Origin of the sequence: Sphingomonas morindae, from assembly GCF_023822065.1 — a bacterium.
GTDB classification, from domain to species: Bacteria; Pseudomonadota; Alphaproteobacteria; order Sphingomonadales; family Sphingomonadaceae; genus Solisphingomonas; species Solisphingomonas morindae.
Genome location: NZ_CP084930.1, coordinates 1,748,538 through 1,767,193 on the forward strand (window position 1 = coordinate 1,748,538; position 18,656 = coordinate 1,767,193).

The following is an 18,656-nucleotide window of genomic DNA, read 5'->3' on the forward strand; positions in this document are numbered from 1 at the left end:
GCAGCTTGCACGGCGATGGAAACCGGTCTTGCGATCAGGCGGCGGCGTCACTCGCGCGCGGCGAGATCATCATGGCCCAGGCGGCGCGCGAAATGCGCCTCGATCGCCCGGCTGACGCCGCGCGCGATATCGTGCCGATAGCCGCGCGAGAAAAGCCGATCGAGATCCTCGGGGCTCGACATATAGCCCGTTTCCAGCAGCACCGCGGGCACGTCGGGCGCCTTGAGCACCGCCAGCCCGGCGAAGCGGTGATAGCTGGTCTTGAACTCCACGCCCTGACCGGTGAGCTCGCGCTGCAGCAGGTCGGCGAAGCGCGACGAGCTGTTCATCGTCTCGCGCTGGGTGAGATCGATCAGGATCGAGGAGACGTCGCTGGACTGGCTGCCGAGATCGACGCCGTGGAGAATGTCCGCGCGATTCTCCTTGGCGGCGAGCCGCGCCGCCACCCGATCCGAGGCGACCTCGGACAGGGTATAGACGGTGGCGCCGCGCGCGCCCGAGCCCGGCGCGCTGTCGGCATGCACCGAGATGAACAGGTCCGCGCCCAGCCGCCGCGCAATCGCCGGCCGTTCGCCGAGCGTGAGGAAGCGGTCGTCGCTGCGGGTGAGCGCCACGCGCACCTGGCCGCCGGCGAGCAGCTCGTCGCGGATCGCGCGCGCGATGCCGAGCGCCGCGTCCTTCTCCTGCCGGCCATCGGCGGCGATCGAGCCCGGATCGTGCCCGCCATGGCCGGCATCGATCACGACCAGCGGCTTGGCGCGGCGACCTTCGACCCGCGGCAGCGCGAGCGGATAGGGGATCGGCGGATCGAGCGGCACGGTGACGCCGCCGCCCGGCGCGGCGCGCGCGGCGGCGCTATCGGCGCCGAGCAGCGCCATCGGCTCGCCATAGCTGCGGATCCCGGCACGCGCCTCGGCGCCGAATTCGCGCGTGGTGACGGCGGCGAGGCGCAGCGTCAGCGTGCGGCCATCGGGATCGAGCCTGGCCTGGCGGACGATCGCGGGGCCGGTGAGATCGAAGACCAGCCGCGTGGTGCCGGGGCGCGGCGTGCCGATCCGCGTCTGCACCACCGGGCCGCCCTGGGCGCGCGGCACGGCGCCCGTGATGCCGCCGAGATCGACCGCCAGCCGGCAGGGCGCCGCCAGCACAAAGGCCCGCGCGCCTTGCACCGCCTCGTCGAACTGGATGCGCAGCACGCCATCGTCCGCGATGCGCAGCGCGGTGATTCGCGCGGCCGCGGCGGGGGTGGCGAGCGCCAACAAAGCCAGCGGGCCGAGCGACAGCCCGGCGCGAATCCGGCTCCATACCGCTGCGAATAGGGCGGAACTGCTCATCTCTCCCCTTTCGCCCCAGCGCCTTTCGGTGCGCCGTGCCAGCGATGGTCGAACGTCACGCCGAAAACCGGCCGCGCGGCGACGCGGCGGCGCCCGGCGCAGCGATGCGCGATCATAGCGCGAAAAAGCTTAACATTCACCCCTTTGTCCCAGGCCGGGACGCGGCGCCGGCGGTGGGCGGCGCGCCAGCCGGGCGCAGAGCCGCGCCAGCCAGGCGGACCATAAGTGGTGATGATCCGCCCAGGCGCGCAAATCCTCCGGCGTATCGCGCATAAAGGCCTCCAATCTGGTGATGAAACTGTTGGAGACGATGCAGATTCGCAGAGTTTGACGCCAATCGAGAGATAGACGTGGATCACAAGCCATGCTTATCATCGCCCCGATGCGACGCCTGCCTCCGCTCGCGGCGGTTCGCGTGTTCGAGGCCGCCGCCCGGCACGAGAACTTCACGGCCGCCGCCGCCGAGCTGGCGATGACCCAGGCGGCCGTCAGCTATCAGATCAAGGCTTTGGAGACTCGCCTGGGCGTGGCGCTGTTCGCGCGGGCGCGCCGGCGCGTCACGCTTACCGCCACCGGCCGCCGCATCGCCGAGCGCCTCTCCACGGCGTTCGACCAGATCGACGACGCCTTTGCCGGCGCGCGCGCCGAATCGGACCGGCTGCTCACCATCAGCAGCGCACAGGCCTTCGCCCATGCCTGGCTGGCGGCGCGGATCGGCGGCTTCCAGCTCGCCTGGCCGGATCTGGGCGTGCGGCTGCGCACCGCCAATGCGGTGGTCGACTTCGCGCGCGAGGACATCGATGTCGGGGTGCGCAGCGGCTGGGGCGCCTGGCCCGGGCTGCGGGCCGAGAAGCTGCTGCCGATCGCCTTCGCGCCGATGTGCGCGCCGGCGCTGCTGGCGGCGCGCGGCGGCCCCCCCGATCCGGACGCGCTGCGCCGCGAGCCCCGGCTCGGCGCGGACGATCCCTGGTGGGGCCTGTGGTTCGCCGCCATGGGGGTCGATCCGCCGCCGCCGCCCGCCGTCGGGGTGCGGCTGGACAGCCAGGCGCACGAGGCCGCCGCCGCCATGGCCGGCCATGGTTTCGCCATTCTGACACCGTTTCTATGGCGTAAGGAAATCGCCGAGGGCCGGTTAATTTGCCCCTTCTCCCCCGTCGCGCCGGCCGGCTATGGTTATTGGCTTGTTTATCAGGAACATCGTCAGGCCGTGCTCAAGATCCGCCGGTTCGGAGAATGGATTCGCGCGGAACTGGCGCGCGATGGCGCAGGCGGCTGAGGCGTGGCGCGGCGCCGGAGCATGGTTTTAACGCCGCCCGTCCAAACAGGGACATACGTTCGTCCAATTTACGCTTTTGCTAACTCTTTGCGTGGCATTGTCCTGCTGACGGATAGCAGATGAAAGACGCCCCCGCGCCTTCGGATCGGTTTCGATCGATCATCGCTTCGCCCCGCCTGCGGCGCTGGGTGGGCGCAATGCTATTCGGATTGGTGCTGCTGCTGCCCCAGCCGCGCGAGCAATGGCTGCGCCAGCTCCAGTGGAAGCTGCATGATCGCCCCGCGTCCAACCGGATGCTCGTCGTCGAAATCGACGACCGCACGCTCGAAGGCGTGGGACAGTGGCCGATCCCGCGCGGCACCTATGCCCGCCTGCTCGATCGGCTCTACGCCATGGGCGCGGCACGGGTCTTCTTCGATCTCGATTTCTCGTCGGTGCAGACGCCGGGCGAGGACGATGCCTTCGCCGCCGCCTTGCGCCGCCACGCCGCGCAGACGGCGGTGTCGGTCCATTTCGTCGAGGACGGCGCCGGCAACCGCCATATCGTGATGCCGATCGCCGCCTTCGCCAGCGCGGCGCGGCTGGCGCTGATGAACGTGCCTTTCGATGAATCGGGCCATGTCTGGGATCTGCCGCTCGGCATGCGGATCGATGGCCATTATGTGCGCGGCGGCGCCGCCGAGATGGCCGGCATCCCCACCCCCGCCGAAGGCCTGTTCCCGGTCGATGGCTCGGTGGCGCTGCGCACCATCCCCCATGTCGCCCTGATCGACGTGCTGCGCGGCACCGTGCCCGCCAAGCGCGTGGCCGGGCGCGCGGTGATCGTCGGCGCCAATTCCGAGCAGGTGCCCAACTACTTCCTCTTCAAGCCCTATGGGCGGATCGCCACGATCTTCATCATGGCGCTCGGCGCCGAGACGTTGCTCGATGGCGTGCCCACCGAACTCGGCGCGCTGCCGCTGCTGACGGTGGCGGCGGCGCTGGCGCTGGCGATCACCCTGGTGCGGCGCCGCGCGGGGCGGATCGCGCTGCTCGCCGCGCTCGCCATCGGGCTGCCGCTGCTCGCGGTGCTGTTGCCGCCGGGCGTCTATATGTCGGTCGTCCCCGCGCTGGGGTTGCTGCTGGTGATGCTGCTGGCCGAAATCATCGCCGGCGGCCGCGAGCTGATGCGCCGGCGCGGCACCACCAATGCGGTGTCGGGTCTCGCCAATCTGTCGGCGCTGCGGGCGCTGCCCAACCATGGCGATCACCGGCTGGTGGTGGCGCATGTGCATAATTTCGCCGATGCCATCGCCACCCTGCCGGCCAGCGCCGAGGCCGAGCTGATCGAGCAGATCGCCGGCCGGCTGCGGCTGGGCGCCGCGCAGGCCGAACTCTACCAGGGCGACAATGGCGTGTTCGCCTGGCTCGCGGCCGAGGAGGCCGAGCGCATCGGCGACGATCTCAACGCGCTCCACGCGCTGTTCCGCACCCCGGTGACGGTCGGCGGCCAGCCGCTGGACCTGTCGCTCACCTTCGGCGTCGACGATGACGGCTCGCGATCGCTCGCCAACCGGCTCGGCAGCGCGCTGGTCGCGGCGGGGGAGGCGGCGGTCGAGGGCGGCAAGTGGCGATTGTTCGATTCGACCCGGCTGGTCGAGGCGGCGTGGAAGCTGTCGCTGCTCAGCCAATTGGATGCCGCGATCGACGATGGCCATATCTGGGTCGCCTATCAGCCCAAGCTCGATCTTCTGTCGCGCCGGCTGATCGGCGCCGAGGCGCTGGTGCGCTGGACGCATCCCGAAAAGGGGGCGATCAGCCCGCTGGAATTCGTCTCCGCCGCCGAGCAGCACAACCGAATCGAGAAGCTGACGCGCCATGTGCTGGAGCGCGCGGTGCTCGCCGCCGCGACCATCAACGCGCACGGCTTCGTCTTCGGCATCGCCGTCAATCTGTCGGCGCGGCTGCTCGAATCGCGCGATCTCGTGGCGATGGTCGACGAGGCGCTGCGGCGCCACGCCCTGTCGCCCAGCCTGCTGACGCTGGAGATCACCGAAACCGCGACTCTCACCAGCGGCCGCAGCCTGGAAGCGCTCAACGAGCTGCGCGCGCTCGGCGTCCGGATCTCGATAGACGATTATGGGACCGGTCTCTCGACTTTGGAATATTTGAAGAAAATTCCCGCGAGCGAGATAAAGATCGATCGCGTCTTCGTGCAGTCGATGCTCAACAATTCCAGCGACCTGCTGATGGTCAACTCGACCATCCAGCTCGGCCACTCGCTTGGTCACGCCGTTGTCGCGGAAGGCGTGGAAAGTGAAGAGGTGCTCATCAAGCTGGCTGACCTTCACTGCGACATCGCCCAGGGCTTCCATATCGGCCGGCCGATGAGCTTCCAGGATCTGGCGCGCCGTCTATTAGCCGAACGTCGACAAGCCGCCTGATCCTTAATGTCTTGCTAACTAAGCTTTACTCTGCCAAAGACCGGTTCGCGGCCAGTTCGGCCGTGTGTGTAACTGGGGAATGAGAGATGAGCTTCGTGAGCTTCATCCAGTGGGGCGGCGGCGTCGTTAAGGGCTGAGCCAACACTAGGTCAGGAAAGGCCCCGCCCTGCCGGCGGGGCCTTTTTTCTGACCAGTCTCTGTCACATGTTTGACGCACAACTTCGTGCGGGGCGCGACGGTGCCGGACATTAGGTCTGGCGGCCGCGGCTTGTCATGTCCAGCGCCGAGAAGGACTTGCCGGCGACCCCTGCCCCGAAATGGGATCTGGTCCAAGTTGACTGGCAAATATACTTAACCAGTTGCTAACCAACTTCTGGGCTGGCATCAAATGGTCAGCGGCTGGGGATGGCCGCGATCAAAAGGAGAAGGCCATGCGCTTCGTGAGCTTCATCCAGTGGGGTGGTGGCGTCGTTAAGGGCTGACCCACTTTCGGGATTGAAAAAGGCCTCGCTTCGCGGCGAGGCCTTTTTTGTGTCCGGCGCGGCTCGGCCACGCTGTATCCCGCCCCGGCCGGGAAGCGCCCGCGCCGCCCTTTGATCCCGCGCGCCGTGCCCGCTACAGCCAGCCGGCAGGAGAATGGACATGGCGACAGCAGCAGAGTTCCGCGCGATTCACAGCCATGGCTTCGTCCGCGTCGGGGCGGCGACGCCGCCGGGCACCGCCGGCGATCCCGCGGCCAATGGCGCGGCGATCCGCGCGCTGGCCGAGGCGGCGGCGGCGCGCCAGGTCGATCTGCTGGTCTTTCCCGAACTGGCGCTCTCCTCCTACGCGATCGACGATCTTCACCATCAGGAGGCGATGCTGGCGGCGACCGAGGCGGCGCTGGCCGATCTGCTCGTCGCCACCGAGGCGCTGGCGCCGGTGCTGGTGGTGGGCGCGCCGGTGCGGCGCAACGGCCGGCTCTATAATTGCGCGCTGGTGCTGCATCGCGGGCGGCTGCTCGGCGTGGTGCCCAAGATCTTCCTGCCCAACTACCGCGAATATTACGAGAAGCGCTGGTTCGCCAGCGGCGCGGGGCTGGTCGGCCAGCGGATCGCGCTGGCCGGGCAGGATGCGCCGTTCGGCGCCGATCTGCTGTTCGCCGCGGAGGATCTGCCGCATTTCCTGTTCGCGGTGGAAACCTGCGAGGATTTCTGGGCGCCGATCCCGCCGTCCACCGAGACGGCGCTGGCCGGCGCGCTGATCCTCTGCAACCTCTCCGCGTCCAATGTGACGATCGGCAAGGCGCGTGATCGCGCCATGCTCGCCGCCGCCCATTCGGCGCGCACCGTCTCCGCCTATGTCTTCTCGGCCGCCGGTCCGGGCGAGAGCACGACCGATCTCGCCTGGGACGGGCAATCCTTCATCTACGAGCTGGGCATTCCGCTCGCCGAGGGGCCGCGCTTCGCGCACGCGCCGGGGCTGCTCGTCGCCGATGTCGATGCCGGCCGGCTCGCCGCCGAGCGGATGCGCTTCGGCACCTTCAACGATGCCGCCCAGCGCCTCTGCCATCCCGAGCAGCGCGTGCGTCGCATCGCCTTTCATCATGGCGTGGCGCCGGCGGATATCGGCTTCGCCCGCGCCACCGCGCGCTTCCCCTTCGTGCCCGCCGATCCGGCGCGGCTCGACGAGGATTGCTACGAGGCGTTCAACATCCAGGTGGAAGGGCTGGCCAAAAGGCTCGCCGCCTCGGGTGCGCGCCGGCTGGTGATCGGCGTTTCGGGCGGGCTCGATTCCACCCATGCCCTGATCGTGGCGGCCAAGGCCTTCGATCGGCTCGGCCGATCCCGCGCGGACATTCTCGGCTTCACCATGCCCGGTTTCGCCACGGGCGAGGCGACCAAGGGCAATGCCTGGGCGCTGATGCGCGCGCTCGGCATCGCCGCCGACGAGATCGACATCCGTCCGGCCGCGCGCCAGATGCTCGCCGACATGGACCATCCCTTCGGGCGGGGCGAGCCTGTCTATGACGTGACCTTCGAGAATGTGCAGGCCGGGCTGCGCACCGATTATCTGTTCCGCCTCGCGAACCAGCGCGAGGGGCTGGTGCTGGGCACGGGCGATCTGTCGGAGCTGGCGCTCGGCTGGTGCACCTATGGCGTGGGCGATCAGATGAGCCATTACGCCGTCAATGCCGGCGTGCCCAAGACGCTGATCCAGTTCCTGATCCGCTGGTGCATCGCGACCGGCCAATATGATCCGGCCACCAATGCCGTGCTGGAGGCGATCCTCGCCACCGAGATCAGCCCGGAGCTGGTGCCGGCCGACGCCGAGGGCGGGCTGCAGAGCACCGAGGACAAGATCGGCCCCTATGCGCTGAACGATTTCTTCCTGCATCATATCGTGCGCTTCGGGATGAGCCCGGCCAAGACCGCCTTTCTCGCCTGGCACGCCTGGCGCGACGCCGCGGCGGGGCATTGGCCGGACGGCGTGCCCGAGGCCAAGCGCGTCGCCTATGATCTGGCCACGATCCGCCATTGGCTGGCACTGTTCCTGCGCCGCTTCTTCGGCATGAGCCAGTTCAAGCGCTCGGCGATCCCGAACGGGCCGAAAGTCTCGAGCGGCGGCGCGCTCAGCCCGCGCGGGGACTGGCGCGCGCCCGCCGACGGCACGGCGGCGGCGTGGCTCGCGGGGATGGAAGCCATTCCCGAGCGCTGAGCCGCCGCCGCGCGTGCGGGCGGCTCAGCCCTTGTGCAGCGCGCTCGGCTTGTGCGCCGCCTGCTTGCCCTTGTCCGTCTCGACCACGAATTGCGGATCGTCGGAGGAGGCGCGGACCTGATGGCCGGAGACCTTGGCGTCCTTGGTGAGCTTTTTCTTCACCGTGCCCTCGGCCTGGCCGCCATGGCTGTTCCACGTCACATGATCGCCGGTCTTGATGTCCGCCATGATCCGTCTCCCACTATGCTGTGGATCAACACGCGGGGCCAGCGGGCGTTCCTGTGCCAGCCCGGGATGGCGGCGCCGCGCGGCGGGCGCCAAAGGGTTAGCAAGTTGTTAAGACTTGAGCATGAGCCAGTCGCCCGTCCGCTTCAGCCCAGCCGCGCCCCGCCTTTTCCAGCCGGCCGGACGACCGCCGCTGCGTCGCTTCGGTCGCCGCCGGGCGCGTCGCCATCCGCTGCTGGCCCGGACCATGGCGCCCGCGCCTGTGCCGGCGCCGGCGCGCGCGCCGTGGCTGAGCGCGGCGGATCTGCGCTTCCTGGCGACCGCCTATCTGTGCGGCCTGATCTTCTTCTTCGTCATGCTGAGCTGAGCGCGGCCGCGCAGGCGCGGTGCAGGCGCCAGGCGAGCAGCGCGGCGGCAAGGCTGCCCGCCGCCACCACCAGCAGCGTATCCGCCACCGGCACGCCCAGCCGCAACAGCCCCGCGAACAGGCAGGCGCCGATCACCATGGCGCCCGAATTGACGATATTGTTGGCGGCCACGGTGCGCGCGGTGTGGAGCTTGTCCACCGTGGTGGTGAGAAAGGCGTAGAGCGGCACCACGAACATGCCCCCGAAGATCGCGACGCCGAGCAGATCGATCAGCATGTGCGGCGCCTTGGGCATGGCGAGGAAGGCCGAGACCCCGGTCATGTCGTCGGGCGCGTGCCAGCCCGCGGCGACCTGGTGGAGATCGAGCAGGAACAGCCCCATCACGAGCGCCGCCGCCGGCGCGTAGCGCGCCGAGACGGCGCCGCCGAGCAGCCGGTTGATCGCGAGCGAGCCGATCGCCACGCCGATCGAGAAGACGGCGAGGAACAGCGTGGCGACCGACTGATCCGCCTCGAGCACATTCTTGACCAGCGGCACGAACAGCGTGCCGAGGATCGCCGCCTGCATCCAGAAGACGCTGATCGCCAGCACCGCGAGCAGCAGGCGCGGCACGTGCAGCGTTTCCGAGACCAGCCGGATCGAGGCGCGGACGATGTGGAAATCCAGCGGGCGGCCTTCCACCACCGGCGGCGCGGCGGGCACATGGCGGCTGGTCAGGCGGCCGATCAGCGCGATCGCCAGCACCAGCGCGGCGGCGGCGGCCGGCGGGATGATGCCGCCGACGAGAATGCCGATCAGCACCGCCGTATAGGTGCCCGCCTCGATCAGCCCGGTCCCGCCCAGCACCTCGTCTGGCCGGAGATGCTGGGGCAGCAGCGCATATTTGATCGGGCCGAAAAAGGTGGAGTGCATGCCCATGGCGAACAGCGCGAAGAGCAGCAGCGTCACCGAATGGAAGAGCAGCCCGGCCGCGCCGACCAGCATGATCGCGATCTCGATCGATTTGACCCAGCGAATCACCATCGCCTTGTCGCGGCAATCGGCGAGCTGGCCGGCCAGCGCGGAGAAGAGGAAGAAGGGGAGGATGTAGAGGCCGTTGGCCAGCGCGTTGAAGGCGGCCTCGCGATGCTCGTCGGAAAAGACGCGATAGGTGACGAGCATCACCATCGCGGTCTTGAAAAGGTGATCGTTGAATGCCCCGAGGGCCTGCGTCACGAACAACGGCAGAAAGCGTCGTCGCAGGAGGAGCGTCAATGAAAGCTGCATGAGGTGGAGGATGGCCCCGTCCTGCTCCGGATGCCGCTCCATTAGCGCAGCGCGCGCCGCCTGCCAAACCGCAAGCGCCACACGCCGCGCGGCGGCGGCGGGAACCGTGCCATTGCGGTGCCCCGGCCGGCGTCCTAGGACTGCGGCGATGCTGAGCCTCCCCAATCTCCTCACCTTGTCCCGCATCTTCGCGGTGCCGATCCTGGTGGGGCTGCTCTGGCATCCGGGCTGGCTGGGCTATCTGCTCGCCTTCCTGCTCTACTGCATCGCCGGCATCACCGACTATTTCGATGGCTATCTGGCGCGCGCGCAGGGCGCCGTCTCGCGTCTCGGCATCTTCCTCGATCCCATCGCCGACAAGATCATGGTGGCGGCGGTGATCGTGATGCTGATCTCGACCGAGCAGGCGATCGGCGGCCATCCGGTGGTGGCGGGCTGGCATGTCATCGCGGCTTTGGTCATCCTGCTGCGCGAGATCGCCGTATCCGGCCTGCGCGAATTCCTGGCGGGGGTGGCGGTGTCGGTGCCGGTGTCGCGACTCGCCAAATGGAAGACGACCTTCCAAATGATCGCGCTCGGTGCGCTGATCCTGGCGGGCGCGCTGCCGCGCCAGCCCTGGATCCACGATCTCGGCCTCGCCTCGCTCTGGGGCGCGGCCGCGCTGACCATCGTCACCGGCTGGGATTATCTCCGCATCGGCTTGAGGCATATGGATTGATGACCCTGACCATCCTCTATTTCGCCTGGGTGCGCGAGAAGATCGGCCGCGACGGCGAGGCGCTGGACGTGCCCGCCGGCATCATGGACGTGGCCGGCGTGGTGGGCTGGCTCGCCTCGCGCGGGGGCGGCTATGCCGAGGCGCTGGGCGATCTCGCGCGGCTGCGCTACGCGCTGGACCAGGCCTTCGTCGGCCCCGACGCGCCGCTCGACGGCGCGCGCGAACTTGCCATCTTCCCGCCGGTGACGGGCGGATGAGCCTGCGCGTGGCCGCGCAGGAGGCGGATTTCGATGTCGGCGCCGAACTCGCCCGGCTCGAGTCGCTGGGCGGCGGCGGCGTCGCCAGCTTCACCGGCGTGGTGCGCGGGGGCGATGGGCTGGCCGCGCTCTATCTCGAAACCCACCCCGCCATGGCCGTGCGCCAGCTCGAGGCGATCGGCGCGGAGGCCATGGCGCGCTGGTCGCTGCTGGGCGCCACGCTGCTGCACCGCCATGGCAGGCTCGCGCCCGGCGCGCGGATCGTGCTGGTCGCCACCGCCGCGCGCCACCGCGCCGCCGCGCTCGAAGCCTGCGCCTTTCTGATCGACTGGGCGAAGACGCGCGCGCCCTTCTGGAAGCAGGAGATCGGCGCCGACGGCGGCACGCGCTGGATCGAGGCCCGCGCCGAGGATGACAGCGCCGCCGCCCGCTGGCTGCGGCGCTGATCCGTCAGGCGGCGCCGGTCGCCGCGCTTTTCAGCGCCGCCGCGAGCAGCTGAAATTCCTTGGCGCGCGGCGAGCCCTTGCGCCAGGCGAGCGCGATCCGCCGCGAGGGGTGATCGGCGGCGAGCGGCCGGGTGGTGACGCTGGTGCCGTTGAGGATGCCGGCGCGGATCGCCATTTCCGGCAGCAGCGTCATGCCCAGCCCATTGTCCACCATCTGCACCAGCGTGTGGAGCGAGGTGCCGAGCATCGCCGCCTCGCTCGCCAGCTCCGGCCGGTTGCACGCGGCGAGCGCATGGTCCTTCAGGCAATGGCCATCCTCGAGCAGCAGCAGGCGATGCTCGTCGATATCGGCGGGGGCGATCATCGGCGCGGCGGCCGCCTTTTCGCCCTCCGCCAGCGCCACGTGCAGCCGATCCTCGAACAGATCGGCGGTCTCCACGTCGCCGCAGCGATAGGGCAGCGCCAGCAGCACGCAATCCAGCCGACCGCGCGCCAGCGAATCGCAAGCCTGGCCCGTCACCTCCTCGCGCAGATAGAGCTTGAGATCGGGCCATTCGTTCCGCAGGCGCGGCAGCAGCTGGGGCAGCAGGAAGGGCGCAATGGTGGGGATCACGCCCATGCGCAGCTCGCCGGAAAGCGGCTTGCCCGCCGCCCGCGCGAGATCGGTGAGCGTCTCCGCCTCGGCCAGCACGCGCCGCGCCTGGAGCGCGATGCGTTCGCCGACCGGGGTGAAGCGCACCACGCGCCGGGTCCGCTCCACCAGGGTCAGGCCGAGCAGCGATTCCAGCTCGCGCAGCCCCGCCGAGAGCGTCGACTGGGTGACGAAACAGGCTTCGGCGGCGTTGCCGAAATGGCCATGCTCATGCAGCGCCACCAGATATTGGAGCTGCTTCAGCGTGGGCAGATAGATGCTCATCGAGCGGACAGGCTTTCCGTAAGCGGGACCAGGGCGATCAACCGCGACGGATCGATCGAGGCGCTGTATCATGCCCGCGGCGGCATGGCCAAGCATCGCCCGGAAGGGGACGGGCCCCGCGCCGCGGACTCGTAAATGGCGCGGCGACGCACTATGTCGCCGCGTCGCTAAGGGGATTGCCGCATGGGTCGCCGTCTGATCGCCTATCTCGATTCGATCAAGGCGCGTGACCCCGCGCCCCGCTCGCGCTGGGAGATCCTCCTCTATCCCGGCGTGTGGGCGCTGTTCTGGCATCGCATCGCGCATGCCCTGTTCCGCGCGGACTTTTTCTTCCTCGCGCGCGCGGTCAATCACCTGTCGCGCTTCCTCACCGCGATCGACATCCATCCGGGCGCGACGATCGGGCGCAATTTCTTCATCGATCATGGCTTCACCGTGATCGGCGAGACCGCGCTGATCGGCGACAACGTCACCATCTACCAGAATGTCACGCTCGGCGGCACCAATCCGGTCAATGGCGAGGCCGGCAAGCGCCACCCCACGATCCTCGAGGGCGCGGTGATCGGATCGGGCGCGCAGGTGCTCGGGCCGATCACGGTGGGCGAGGGCGCGCGCGTCGGCGCCAATGCGGTCGTCACGCGCGATGTCCCCGCCGGCGCGACGATGGTGGGCATTCCGGCGCGGCAGACGCTGGTCGATGCGGTCGAATATCAGCGCTTCACCCCCTATGGCACGCCGTGCGGCGAACGCGCTGATCCGGCCGGCCAGCGGCTGGATGCGATGCGCTGCGAGATCGAGGCGCTGCGCAAGCAGATCGACGCGCTGATCCGCGAACGCGACGATCAGGGCCGCGAGCGGGCGTGAGCGCGGTCGTCACGCCGTTTCCCGGCGCGCCCCGGCCCGGCCAGATCGGTTTCGAGCGCGCCGAACTGATGCACATCCTCGATCTCTACGGACGCATGGTCGCGGCTGGGCTGTGGAAGGATTATGCCATCGATATGGGGCGCGAGACGGCCGTCTTCTCGGCCTTTCGCCGCACCGCCGAACGGCCCGAATTCCGTATCGAGAAGCGCCCCGCGCTGCGCCAGCGCCAGGGCATGTGGGCGCTGGTGGCGGAACATGGCGCGGTGGTGAAGCGCGGGCACGATCTCCGCTCGGTGCTCGCGCCCGTCGAGCGGCGGCTGCTCAAGACGATCGACGACTAGGCGCGGCGCCCGCCGCCGCCGGCATCAGGCGGACGGTTCGCGCACCCGTTCATGGTGGCGGATCACCTCATCGATGATGAAGCGCAGAAATTTCTCGGCGAAGGCGGGATCGAGATTGGCGGCCTCGGCCAGCCCGCGCAGCCGCTCGATCTGCGCCGCCTCGCGGCCGGGATCGGCCGGAGGCAAGCCGGCCTCGGCCTTGTAGCGCCCCACCGCCTGGGTGATCTTGAACCGCTCCGCCAGCATCGACACCAGCGCGGCATCGATATTGTCGATGCTCTGGCGATAGCTGCGCAATTGCTCGTCCATTCTGCCCTCCGTCCACCGCTGTCGCCTTCATCGCGGCGTGTCGGGTGGCTGGCAACCCTTGCCATCGGCCGCCGCAATCGCCACAGCACCCGGCGACATGACCGCAACCGTTCATCCCCTGCCCGGGCAGAACCGGCCCGATCCCTCGCTCGATCCGCTGGTGGCGCTGGTCGCGGCCGACATGAACCTCGTCAACCGCGTGATTCTCGACCGGATGAAGAGCGAGGTGCCGCTCATTCCCGAGCTTGCCGGCCATCTCATCGCCGGCGGCGGCAAGCGGATGCGCCCGATGCTGACGCTCGCCTCGGCGGCGCTGCTCGGCTACCAGGGCACGCGCCACCACAAGCTGGCCGCGACGGTGGAGTTCATCCACACCGCCACGCTGCTGCATGACGATGTGGTGGACGGATCCGGCATGCGCCGCGGCCGCCGCACCGCCAACGTCATCTGGGGCAATCCGGCGACGGTGCTGGTGGGCGATTTTCTGTTCAGCCGCTCGTTCGAGCTGATGGTGGAGGATGGCTCGCTGCGCGTTCTGCGCATCCTCTCCAACGCCTCGGCCGTGATCTCGGAGGGCGAGGTGGCCCAGCTCACCGCCCAGCGCCGGATCGAGACCGACGAGCAGCGCTATCTCCATATCATCGATGCCAAGACGGCGGCGCTCTTCGCCGCCGCCTGCCGGATCGCGGCGGTGGTGGCGGAGCGCGACGAGGCGGACGAGCTGGCGCTCGATGCCTATGGCCGCAATCTCGGCATCGCCTTCCAGCTCGTCGACGATGCGATCGACTATGCCTCGGACCAGGCGGTGATGGGCAAGGATGCCGGCGACGATTTCCGCGACGGCAAGGTGACGCTGCCGGTGATCCTCGCCTATGCGCGCGGCGACGAAAGCGATCGCCGCTTCTGGAAGGATGCGATGGAAGGGCATCGCACCAGCGACGCCGATCTCGATCATGCCCGCAAACTGCTGGAACGGACCGGCGCGGTGCAGGATACGGTGGCCCGCGCGCGCCATTATGGGCGCCGCGCGGTGGATGCGCTGGGCCGCTTCCCCGATGGCCGCGCCAAGGCGGCGCTGGTCGAGGCGGTCGCCTTCGCGGTCGCGCGCGCCTATTGATCATGACGGCCGGGCTGCCGATCGCGGCGGTGCTGCCGGATCTGCGCGCGACGCTGCGAACCATGTCGCGGCTGGTGCTGATCGCGCCGCCCGGCGCGGGCAAGACCACCGCCGTCGCCCCCGCGCTGCTCGACGAGCCTTGGTGCACGGGCGAGATCCTGCTGCTCTCGCCCCGCCGCCTCGCCGCCCGCGCCGCCGCCGAGCGCATGGCCGAGCTGGCGGGCGAGCCGGTGGGCCGCACCTTCGGCTATGCCACGCGGCTGGATAGCAAGCGATCCGCCGCGACCCGCGTGACGGTGCTGACCGAAGGCATTTTCCGCAACCGTATCCAGGCCGATCCCGAGCTGGCGGGGGTTTCGGCCGTGCTGTTCGACGAGGTGCATGAGCGCAGCCTCGACAGCGATTTCGGCCTGGCGCTGGCGCTCGATGCCCAGGCCGCGCTGATCCCCGATCTGCGCATCCTCGCCATGTCCGCGACGCTCGACGGCGGCCGCTTCGCCGCGCTGCTCGGCGCCGGAACGCCCGTGGTGGAAAGCGCGGGGCGCAGCCATCCGCTGACGATCCACCATATCGGCCGCGACTCGGAGATGCGGATCGAGGCGGCGGTGGCGGCGGCCTGTCGCCGCGCGCTCGGCGAGGCCGAGGGGGGCGTGCTCGCCTTCCTGCCCGGCGTTGCGGAGATCGAGCGCACCGCCGAGCGGCTGGCGCCGCTGCCGCCCGATGTGGTGGTGCACCGGCTGCACGGCAGCCTCGATCCCGCCGAGCAGCGCGCCGCCATCGCCCCTGCCCCGGCGGGCCGGCGCAAGCTCGTGCTCGCCACCAGCATCGCCGAGACGAGCCTCACCCTCGATGGCATCCGCCTCGTGGTCGATTCGGGGCTCGCGCGGCGCCCCCGCTATGATCGCGCCGCCGGCGTGACGCGCCTCTCCACCGAGCGGGTGAGCCAGGCCACCGCCACCCAGCGCGCCGGCCGTGCCGCGCGCCAGGGGCCGGGCACCGTCTACCGGCTGTGGGAAGCGGCGGCGCAGGCGGGGCTGCCGCCCTTTGATCCGCCCGAGATACTCGAGGCCGATCTGTCCGGCCTGCTGCTGGACTGCGCGCTCTGGGGGGTGGGCGATCCCGCCACGCTGCGCTGGCTCGATCCGCCGCCCGCCGCCGCGCTGGCCGAGGCGCGGGCGCGGCTGACGGCGCTCGGCGCGCTCGACGGCGATGGCCGGCCGACCGCGCATGGCCGCCGCATCGCCGCGCTGCCGCTGCCGCCGCGACTCGGGCACATGCTTGCCGCCGCCGCCGGCCTTGGGCTCGGAGCGGTGGCGGCGGAGGTCGCGGTGCTGCTCGGCGAGCGCGGGCTGGGCGGCGATTCGGCGGATCTCGCGCTGCGGCTGGAGCGGTGGCGCGGCGAACGCGGCCGCCGCGCGGAGGCGGCGCGCGGCCTGGCGCGGCGCTGGGCGCGGCTGGTCGACGCCGCGCCGGCTCCGGGAGCCGATCTTGCGGACGCGGTGGCCCGCTGCGTGGCGCTCGCCTATCCCGATCGGCTGGCGCGACGCCGGGATGGCGATGGCGTGCACTGGGCCTCGGCGGGCGGTCGCGGCTTCCGGCTCGATCCGCTCAGCCCGCTCGCCCGCGCCGAATGGCTGGCGATCGCCGAGACCCAGGGCAGCGCGGCGGGCGCGCGCATCCTCTCGGCCGCCGCGATCGATCGCGGCGCGATCGAGAGCCTGTACGCCGATCGCATCGTCGAGGCGCGGAGCGTGCGGTTCGACCGCGCCACCGGCGGGGTGATCGCCACGCGCGAGCGGCGGCTCGGCGCGCTGCGGCTTGGCGGCGGCGCGGACGATCGGCCCGACAAGGCGGCCATCGCGGGGGCGCTGCTCGAGGGCGTGCGGAGCGAGGGCGTGGCGCGGCTGCCCTGGCCGGAGGCGGCGCAGAGGCTGCGGCTGCGCGCCGGCTTCGCGCGCCAGGCGGGGCTGGACGCGGCGGCGCTCCCCGATCTCTCCGACGAGGGGCTCGCCGCGCGGCTCGACGCATGGCTGCCGCCGCTGCTGGAGGGCCGCCGCCGGCTCGACCAGATCGATCCGGGCGCGCTCACCGACGCGATCGACGCGCTGCTCGGCTGGGATGGCCGGCGGCTGCTCGATCGGCTCGCGCCCGACCGGCTGGTGACGCCCGCGGGCGCGAGCGCCGCGATCGACTATGCGGCGGAGGGCGGCCCGACCGTGGAATGCCGCCCGCAGGCGCTGTTCGGCCTGTCGGTCCATCCCAGCATCGCCGAGGGTCGGGTGCCGCTGATCCTGTCGCTCACCTCGCCGGCGGGTCGTCCGATCCAGACGACGCGCGATCTGCCGGGCTTCTGGGCGGGCAGCTGGGCGGCGGTGGCGAAAGAGATGCGCGGCCGCTATCCGCGCCATCCCTGGCCCGAGGATCCGGCCGCCGCCGATCCCACGCTACGCACCAAGAAGGCGGATGCGCGGGGCCGATCGCGCGGCTGAGCCGGCGCTTTCCGCCGCCCCGGCCGAACTCGGCCCTTGACGGCCGCTTCACCGCTGCGGCAACGGATCGCGATCATCGGAGGGTTACACATGGCCGCGCGCATCTATCAGCGGATCAAGAGCACCATGCAGTCGGGCAAGCGCCGCGTCGGCCAATGGACGCTCGAGTTCGAGCCGTCCGAGGCCAAACATGCCGATCCGCTGATGGGCTGGTCGGGATCGGGCGATATGGATCAGCAGGTCCGGCTCGGCTTCGACAGCCTGGAGGCGGCGCGCCGCTATGCCGAACGCTATGGCATCGCCTATAGCGTGCTGCCCGATCATGCGCGCAAGCCGCAGCTCCAGGCCTATGCCGACAATTTCTCGGTCGGCCCGATCGTCCCCGCCGGCGATTGAGCGGCGGCGGGCGGGGGATCAGCCCGCCAGCAGCCCGGTGCCGAGCAGCGTGAGCATCTTGGCATCCACCGCCACGCCCGCGGCGCGGCGCGCGGCGACGAAGGCCGGCACCTCGGCCAGCGGCACGCGATGCACGGTGATGGCCTCATCGTCGATGCCGCCGCCCTCGCCCACCTTGGTGAGGTCCGAGCAGCGGACCAGGGTGAAGATTTCCGAGGACATGCCCGAGGAGGAGGCGAACTCGCCCAGCGCCTCCACGCGCGCGGGGCGATAGCCGGTTTCCTCCTCCAGCTCGCGCGCGGCGGCGGCGAGCACCGCCTCATCCTCGGCGCCGTCGCCCACCAGACCCGCCGGCAATTCCAGCACCGGGCGCTGCAGCGGCGCGCGGAACTGCTCCACCAGCAGCACATGACCGTCTTCCACCGCCAGCAGCACGGCGGCGTGGATGCCGCGCGTGCGGCCGACATATTCCCATTTGCCGCGCGTCATGGCGACGAGGAAGCGCCCCTGCCACTGGATCGCGGGCGGGGCGGTGAGATCGGGATCGCTCATAGCAGAATCAGCCTGTCGGGTAGCTCGTTGATATCGTCGGGCGAGCGCGGAAAATGCTCGGCGAGCACGGTGCCGATCCGCTCCACCGCCGCTACCATGCCATCGGCCGGCCTGCCATCCCGCACCGCCGCGATCAGCGCCGCCATCGCCGCGCCCCAGGTTTCGGGCGCGACGCGGCTGGCGATGGCGCGATCGGCCACGATCTCCGCCCGCCGCTCGGCCAGCGACAAATAGAGCAGCACGCCGGTGCGCGCGCGCGTGCGGTTCTCGGCGGCGACGCGGAACAGCAGCAGCGCCCGCCGCCGCACCCGGCGCGTCTTGGTGGCGCTCGGGGTGAGCGCCCGCTTCCAGGCGGGGCGGCAGAAGAGATAGCGGCCGCACAGGAAGAGCAGCCCTTCGACCACGATCAGCGTGGCCACCAGCGCGCCGGGGCCGAGCGGCCCCCAGCCCGCCGCCACCGGCTCCACGGCGCGGATCAGCGGCTGCGGGAAGGCCGCGATCAGCGCCAGGCCCAGCAGCATCAGCAGCAGCGTCCAGTGCAGCACCACATCGTGGTAGCTGTCCGATTCGGGGGCGAGGATGGTGACGATCTCGCCGTCGCTGGCGCGCTCGGCGGCGGTCACCGCCTCGGCGACGCGGATGCGGTCCTCGATGCTCAGCAT

At 70.4% G+C, this 18,656-nt stretch carries 19 protein-coding genes; 12 read left to right on the forward strand and 7 right to left on the reverse strand.

Annotation, left to right across the window (positions count from 1 at the left end):
- Positions 1 to 47 precede the first annotated feature (47 nt).
- Entirely contained in the window at positions 48 to 1,334 is a 1,287-nt protein-coding gene (locus tag LHA26_RS08450; protein ID WP_252165190.1) for an N-acetylmuramoyl-L-alanine amidase, read from the reverse strand.
- Positions 1,335 to 1,698: 364 nt separating this feature from the next.
- Here LHA26_RS08450 and LHA26_RS08455 point away from each other — a divergent pair, with 364 nt between their 5' ends.
- The 3 genes from LHA26_RS08455 to LHA26_RS08465 all read left to right on the forward strand — a co-directional run bounded on the left by LHA26_RS08455 (position 1,699) and on the right by LHA26_RS08465 (position 7,730).
- On the forward strand, positions 1,699 to 2,610 hold the full coding sequence (locus LHA26_RS08455) for a LysR substrate-binding domain-containing protein (protein ID WP_252165191.1): 912 nt from the start codon (positions 1,699 to 1,701) through the stop codon (positions 2,608 to 2,610).
- A gap of 197 nt (positions 2,611 to 2,807) precedes the next feature.
- Positions 2,808 to 5,033: an EAL domain-containing protein gene (locus tag LHA26_RS08460; RefSeq protein WP_252165192.1), complete on the forward strand. Its 2,226-nt coding sequence runs from the start codon at positions 2,808 to 2,810 to the stop codon at positions 5,031 to 5,033.
- Positions 5,034 to 5,675: 642 nt separating this feature from the next.
- The gene (locus LHA26_RS08465) at positions 5,676 to 7,730 is read left to right on the forward strand and encodes an NAD(+) synthase (RefSeq protein WP_252165193.1); all 2,055 of its coding nucleotides are present in this window, start codon (positions 5,676 to 5,678) and stop codon (positions 7,728 to 7,730) included.
- Between the two features lie 24 nt (positions 7,731 to 7,754).
- On the opposite strand, the gene LHA26_RS08470 is transcribed toward LHA26_RS08465, so the two are convergent.
- Positions 7,755 to 7,958 carry a hypervirulence associated TUDOR domain-containing protein gene (locus LHA26_RS08470; protein ID WP_252165194.1) on the reverse strand — a complete coding sequence of 68 codons (204 nt, stop codon included), beginning with the start codon at positions 7,956 to 7,958 and terminating at the stop codon, positions 7,755 to 7,757.
- A gap of 121 nt (positions 7,959 to 8,079) precedes the next feature.
- On the opposite strand from LHA26_RS08470, the gene LHA26_RS08475 reads away from it, so the two are divergent.
- A complete protein-coding gene (locus tag LHA26_RS08475; RefSeq protein WP_252165195.1) occupies positions 8,080 to 8,322 on the forward strand; it encodes a hypothetical protein in 243 nt (80 codons plus the stop codon).
- Here LHA26_RS08475 and LHA26_RS08480 read toward each other — a convergent pair.
- Positions 8,309 to 9,589: an MFS transporter gene (locus LHA26_RS08480; protein ID WP_252168330.1), complete on the reverse strand. Its 1,281-nt coding sequence runs from the start codon at positions 9,587 to 9,589 to the stop codon at positions 8,309 to 8,311. The two genes, LHA26_RS08475 and LHA26_RS08480, sit on opposite strands and share 14 nt — an antisense overlap.
- 148 nt (positions 9,590 to 9,737) lie before the next feature.
- Here LHA26_RS08480 and pgsA point away from each other — a divergent pair, with 148 nt between their 5' ends.
- Genes pgsA through LHA26_RS08495 form a run of 3 tightly spaced genes read left to right on the forward strand, consistent with a single transcriptional unit; the run spans position 9,738 to position 11,010 of the window.
- On the forward strand, positions 9,738 to 10,307 hold the full coding sequence (gene pgsA / locus LHA26_RS08485; protein WP_252165196.1) for a CDP-diacylglycerol--glycerol-3-phosphate 3-phosphatidyltransferase: 570 nt from the start codon (positions 9,738 to 9,740) through the stop codon (positions 10,305 to 10,307).
- The gene (gene moaD / locus LHA26_RS08490) at positions 10,307 to 10,564 is read left to right on the forward strand and encodes a molybdopterin converting factor subunit 1 (protein WP_252165197.1); all 258 of its coding nucleotides are present in this window, start codon (positions 10,307 to 10,309) and stop codon (positions 10,562 to 10,564) included. The genes pgsA and moaD overlap by 1 nt, the downstream gene beginning before the upstream one ends.
- Positions 10,561 to 11,010, forward strand: coding sequence for a molybdenum cofactor biosynthesis protein MoaE (locus tag LHA26_RS08495; protein ID WP_252165198.1), 450 nt, complete (start codon positions 10,561 to 10,563; stop codon positions 11,008 to 11,010). Before moaD ends, LHA26_RS08495 begins: the two co-directional genes overlap by 4 nt.
- A gap of 4 nt (positions 11,011 to 11,014) precedes the next feature.
- Here LHA26_RS08495 and LHA26_RS08500 read toward each other — a convergent pair whose 3' ends face one another.
- Positions 11,015 to 11,926: a hydrogen peroxide-inducible genes activator gene (locus LHA26_RS08500; RefSeq protein ID WP_252165199.1), complete on the reverse strand. Its 912-nt coding sequence runs from the start codon at positions 11,924 to 11,926 to the stop codon at positions 11,015 to 11,017.
- Positions 11,927 to 12,109: 183 nt separating this feature from the next.
- On the opposite strand from LHA26_RS08500, the gene epsC reads away from it, so the two are divergent.
- A complete protein-coding gene (epsC, locus tag LHA26_RS08505; RefSeq protein ID WP_252165200.1) occupies positions 12,110 to 12,790 on the forward strand; it encodes a serine O-acetyltransferase EpsC in 681 nt (226 codons plus the stop codon).
- Positions 12,787 to 13,131, forward strand: a complete 345-nt coding sequence (locus LHA26_RS08510; protein WP_252165201.1) for a DUF2794 domain-containing protein — start codon at positions 12,787 to 12,789, stop codon at positions 13,129 to 13,131. The genes epsC and LHA26_RS08510 overlap by 4 nt, the downstream gene beginning before the upstream one ends.
- Positions 13,132 to 13,155: 24 nt before the next feature.
- On the opposite strand, the gene LHA26_RS08515 is transcribed toward LHA26_RS08510, so the two are convergent.
- A complete protein-coding gene (locus LHA26_RS08515) occupies positions 13,156 to 13,440 on the reverse strand; it encodes a chorismate mutase (RefSeq protein WP_252165202.1) in 285 nt (94 codons plus the stop codon).
- 97 nt (positions 13,441 to 13,537) lie between these two features.
- On the opposite strand from LHA26_RS08515, the gene LHA26_RS08520 reads away from it, so the two are divergent.
- The 3 genes from LHA26_RS08520 (at position 13,538) to LHA26_RS08530 (ending at position 17,442) form a co-directional block, all read left to right on the forward strand.
- Complete coding sequence (locus LHA26_RS08520) at positions 13,538 to 14,557, forward strand: polyprenyl synthetase family protein (protein ID WP_252165203.1); 1,020 nt, start codon at positions 13,538 to 13,540, stop codon at positions 14,555 to 14,557.
- A 2-nt stretch (positions 14,558 to 14,559) separates the two neighbouring features.
- Complete coding sequence (gene hrpB / locus LHA26_RS08525) at positions 14,560 to 17,046, forward strand: ATP-dependent helicase HrpB (RefSeq protein WP_252165204.1); 2,487 nt, start codon at positions 14,560 to 14,562, stop codon at positions 17,044 to 17,046.
- A 90-nt stretch (positions 17,047 to 17,136) separates the two neighbouring features.
- A complete protein-coding gene (locus LHA26_RS08530; protein WP_252165205.1) occupies positions 17,137 to 17,442 on the forward strand; it encodes an ETC complex I subunit in 306 nt (101 codons plus the stop codon).
- Positions 17,443 to 17,460: 18 nt separating this feature from the next.
- Here LHA26_RS08530 and LHA26_RS08535 read toward each other — a convergent pair whose 3' ends face one another.
- Positions 17,461 to 17,994 carry an NUDIX hydrolase gene (locus tag LHA26_RS08535; protein WP_252165206.1) on the reverse strand — a complete coding sequence of 178 codons (534 nt, stop codon included), beginning with the start codon at positions 17,992 to 17,994 and terminating at the stop codon, positions 17,461 to 17,463.
- Complete coding sequence (locus LHA26_RS08540) at positions 17,991 to 18,656, reverse strand: TPM domain-containing protein (protein WP_252165207.1); 666 nt, start codon at positions 18,654 to 18,656, stop codon at positions 17,991 to 17,993. The genes LHA26_RS08535 and LHA26_RS08540 overlap by 4 nt, the downstream gene beginning before the upstream one ends.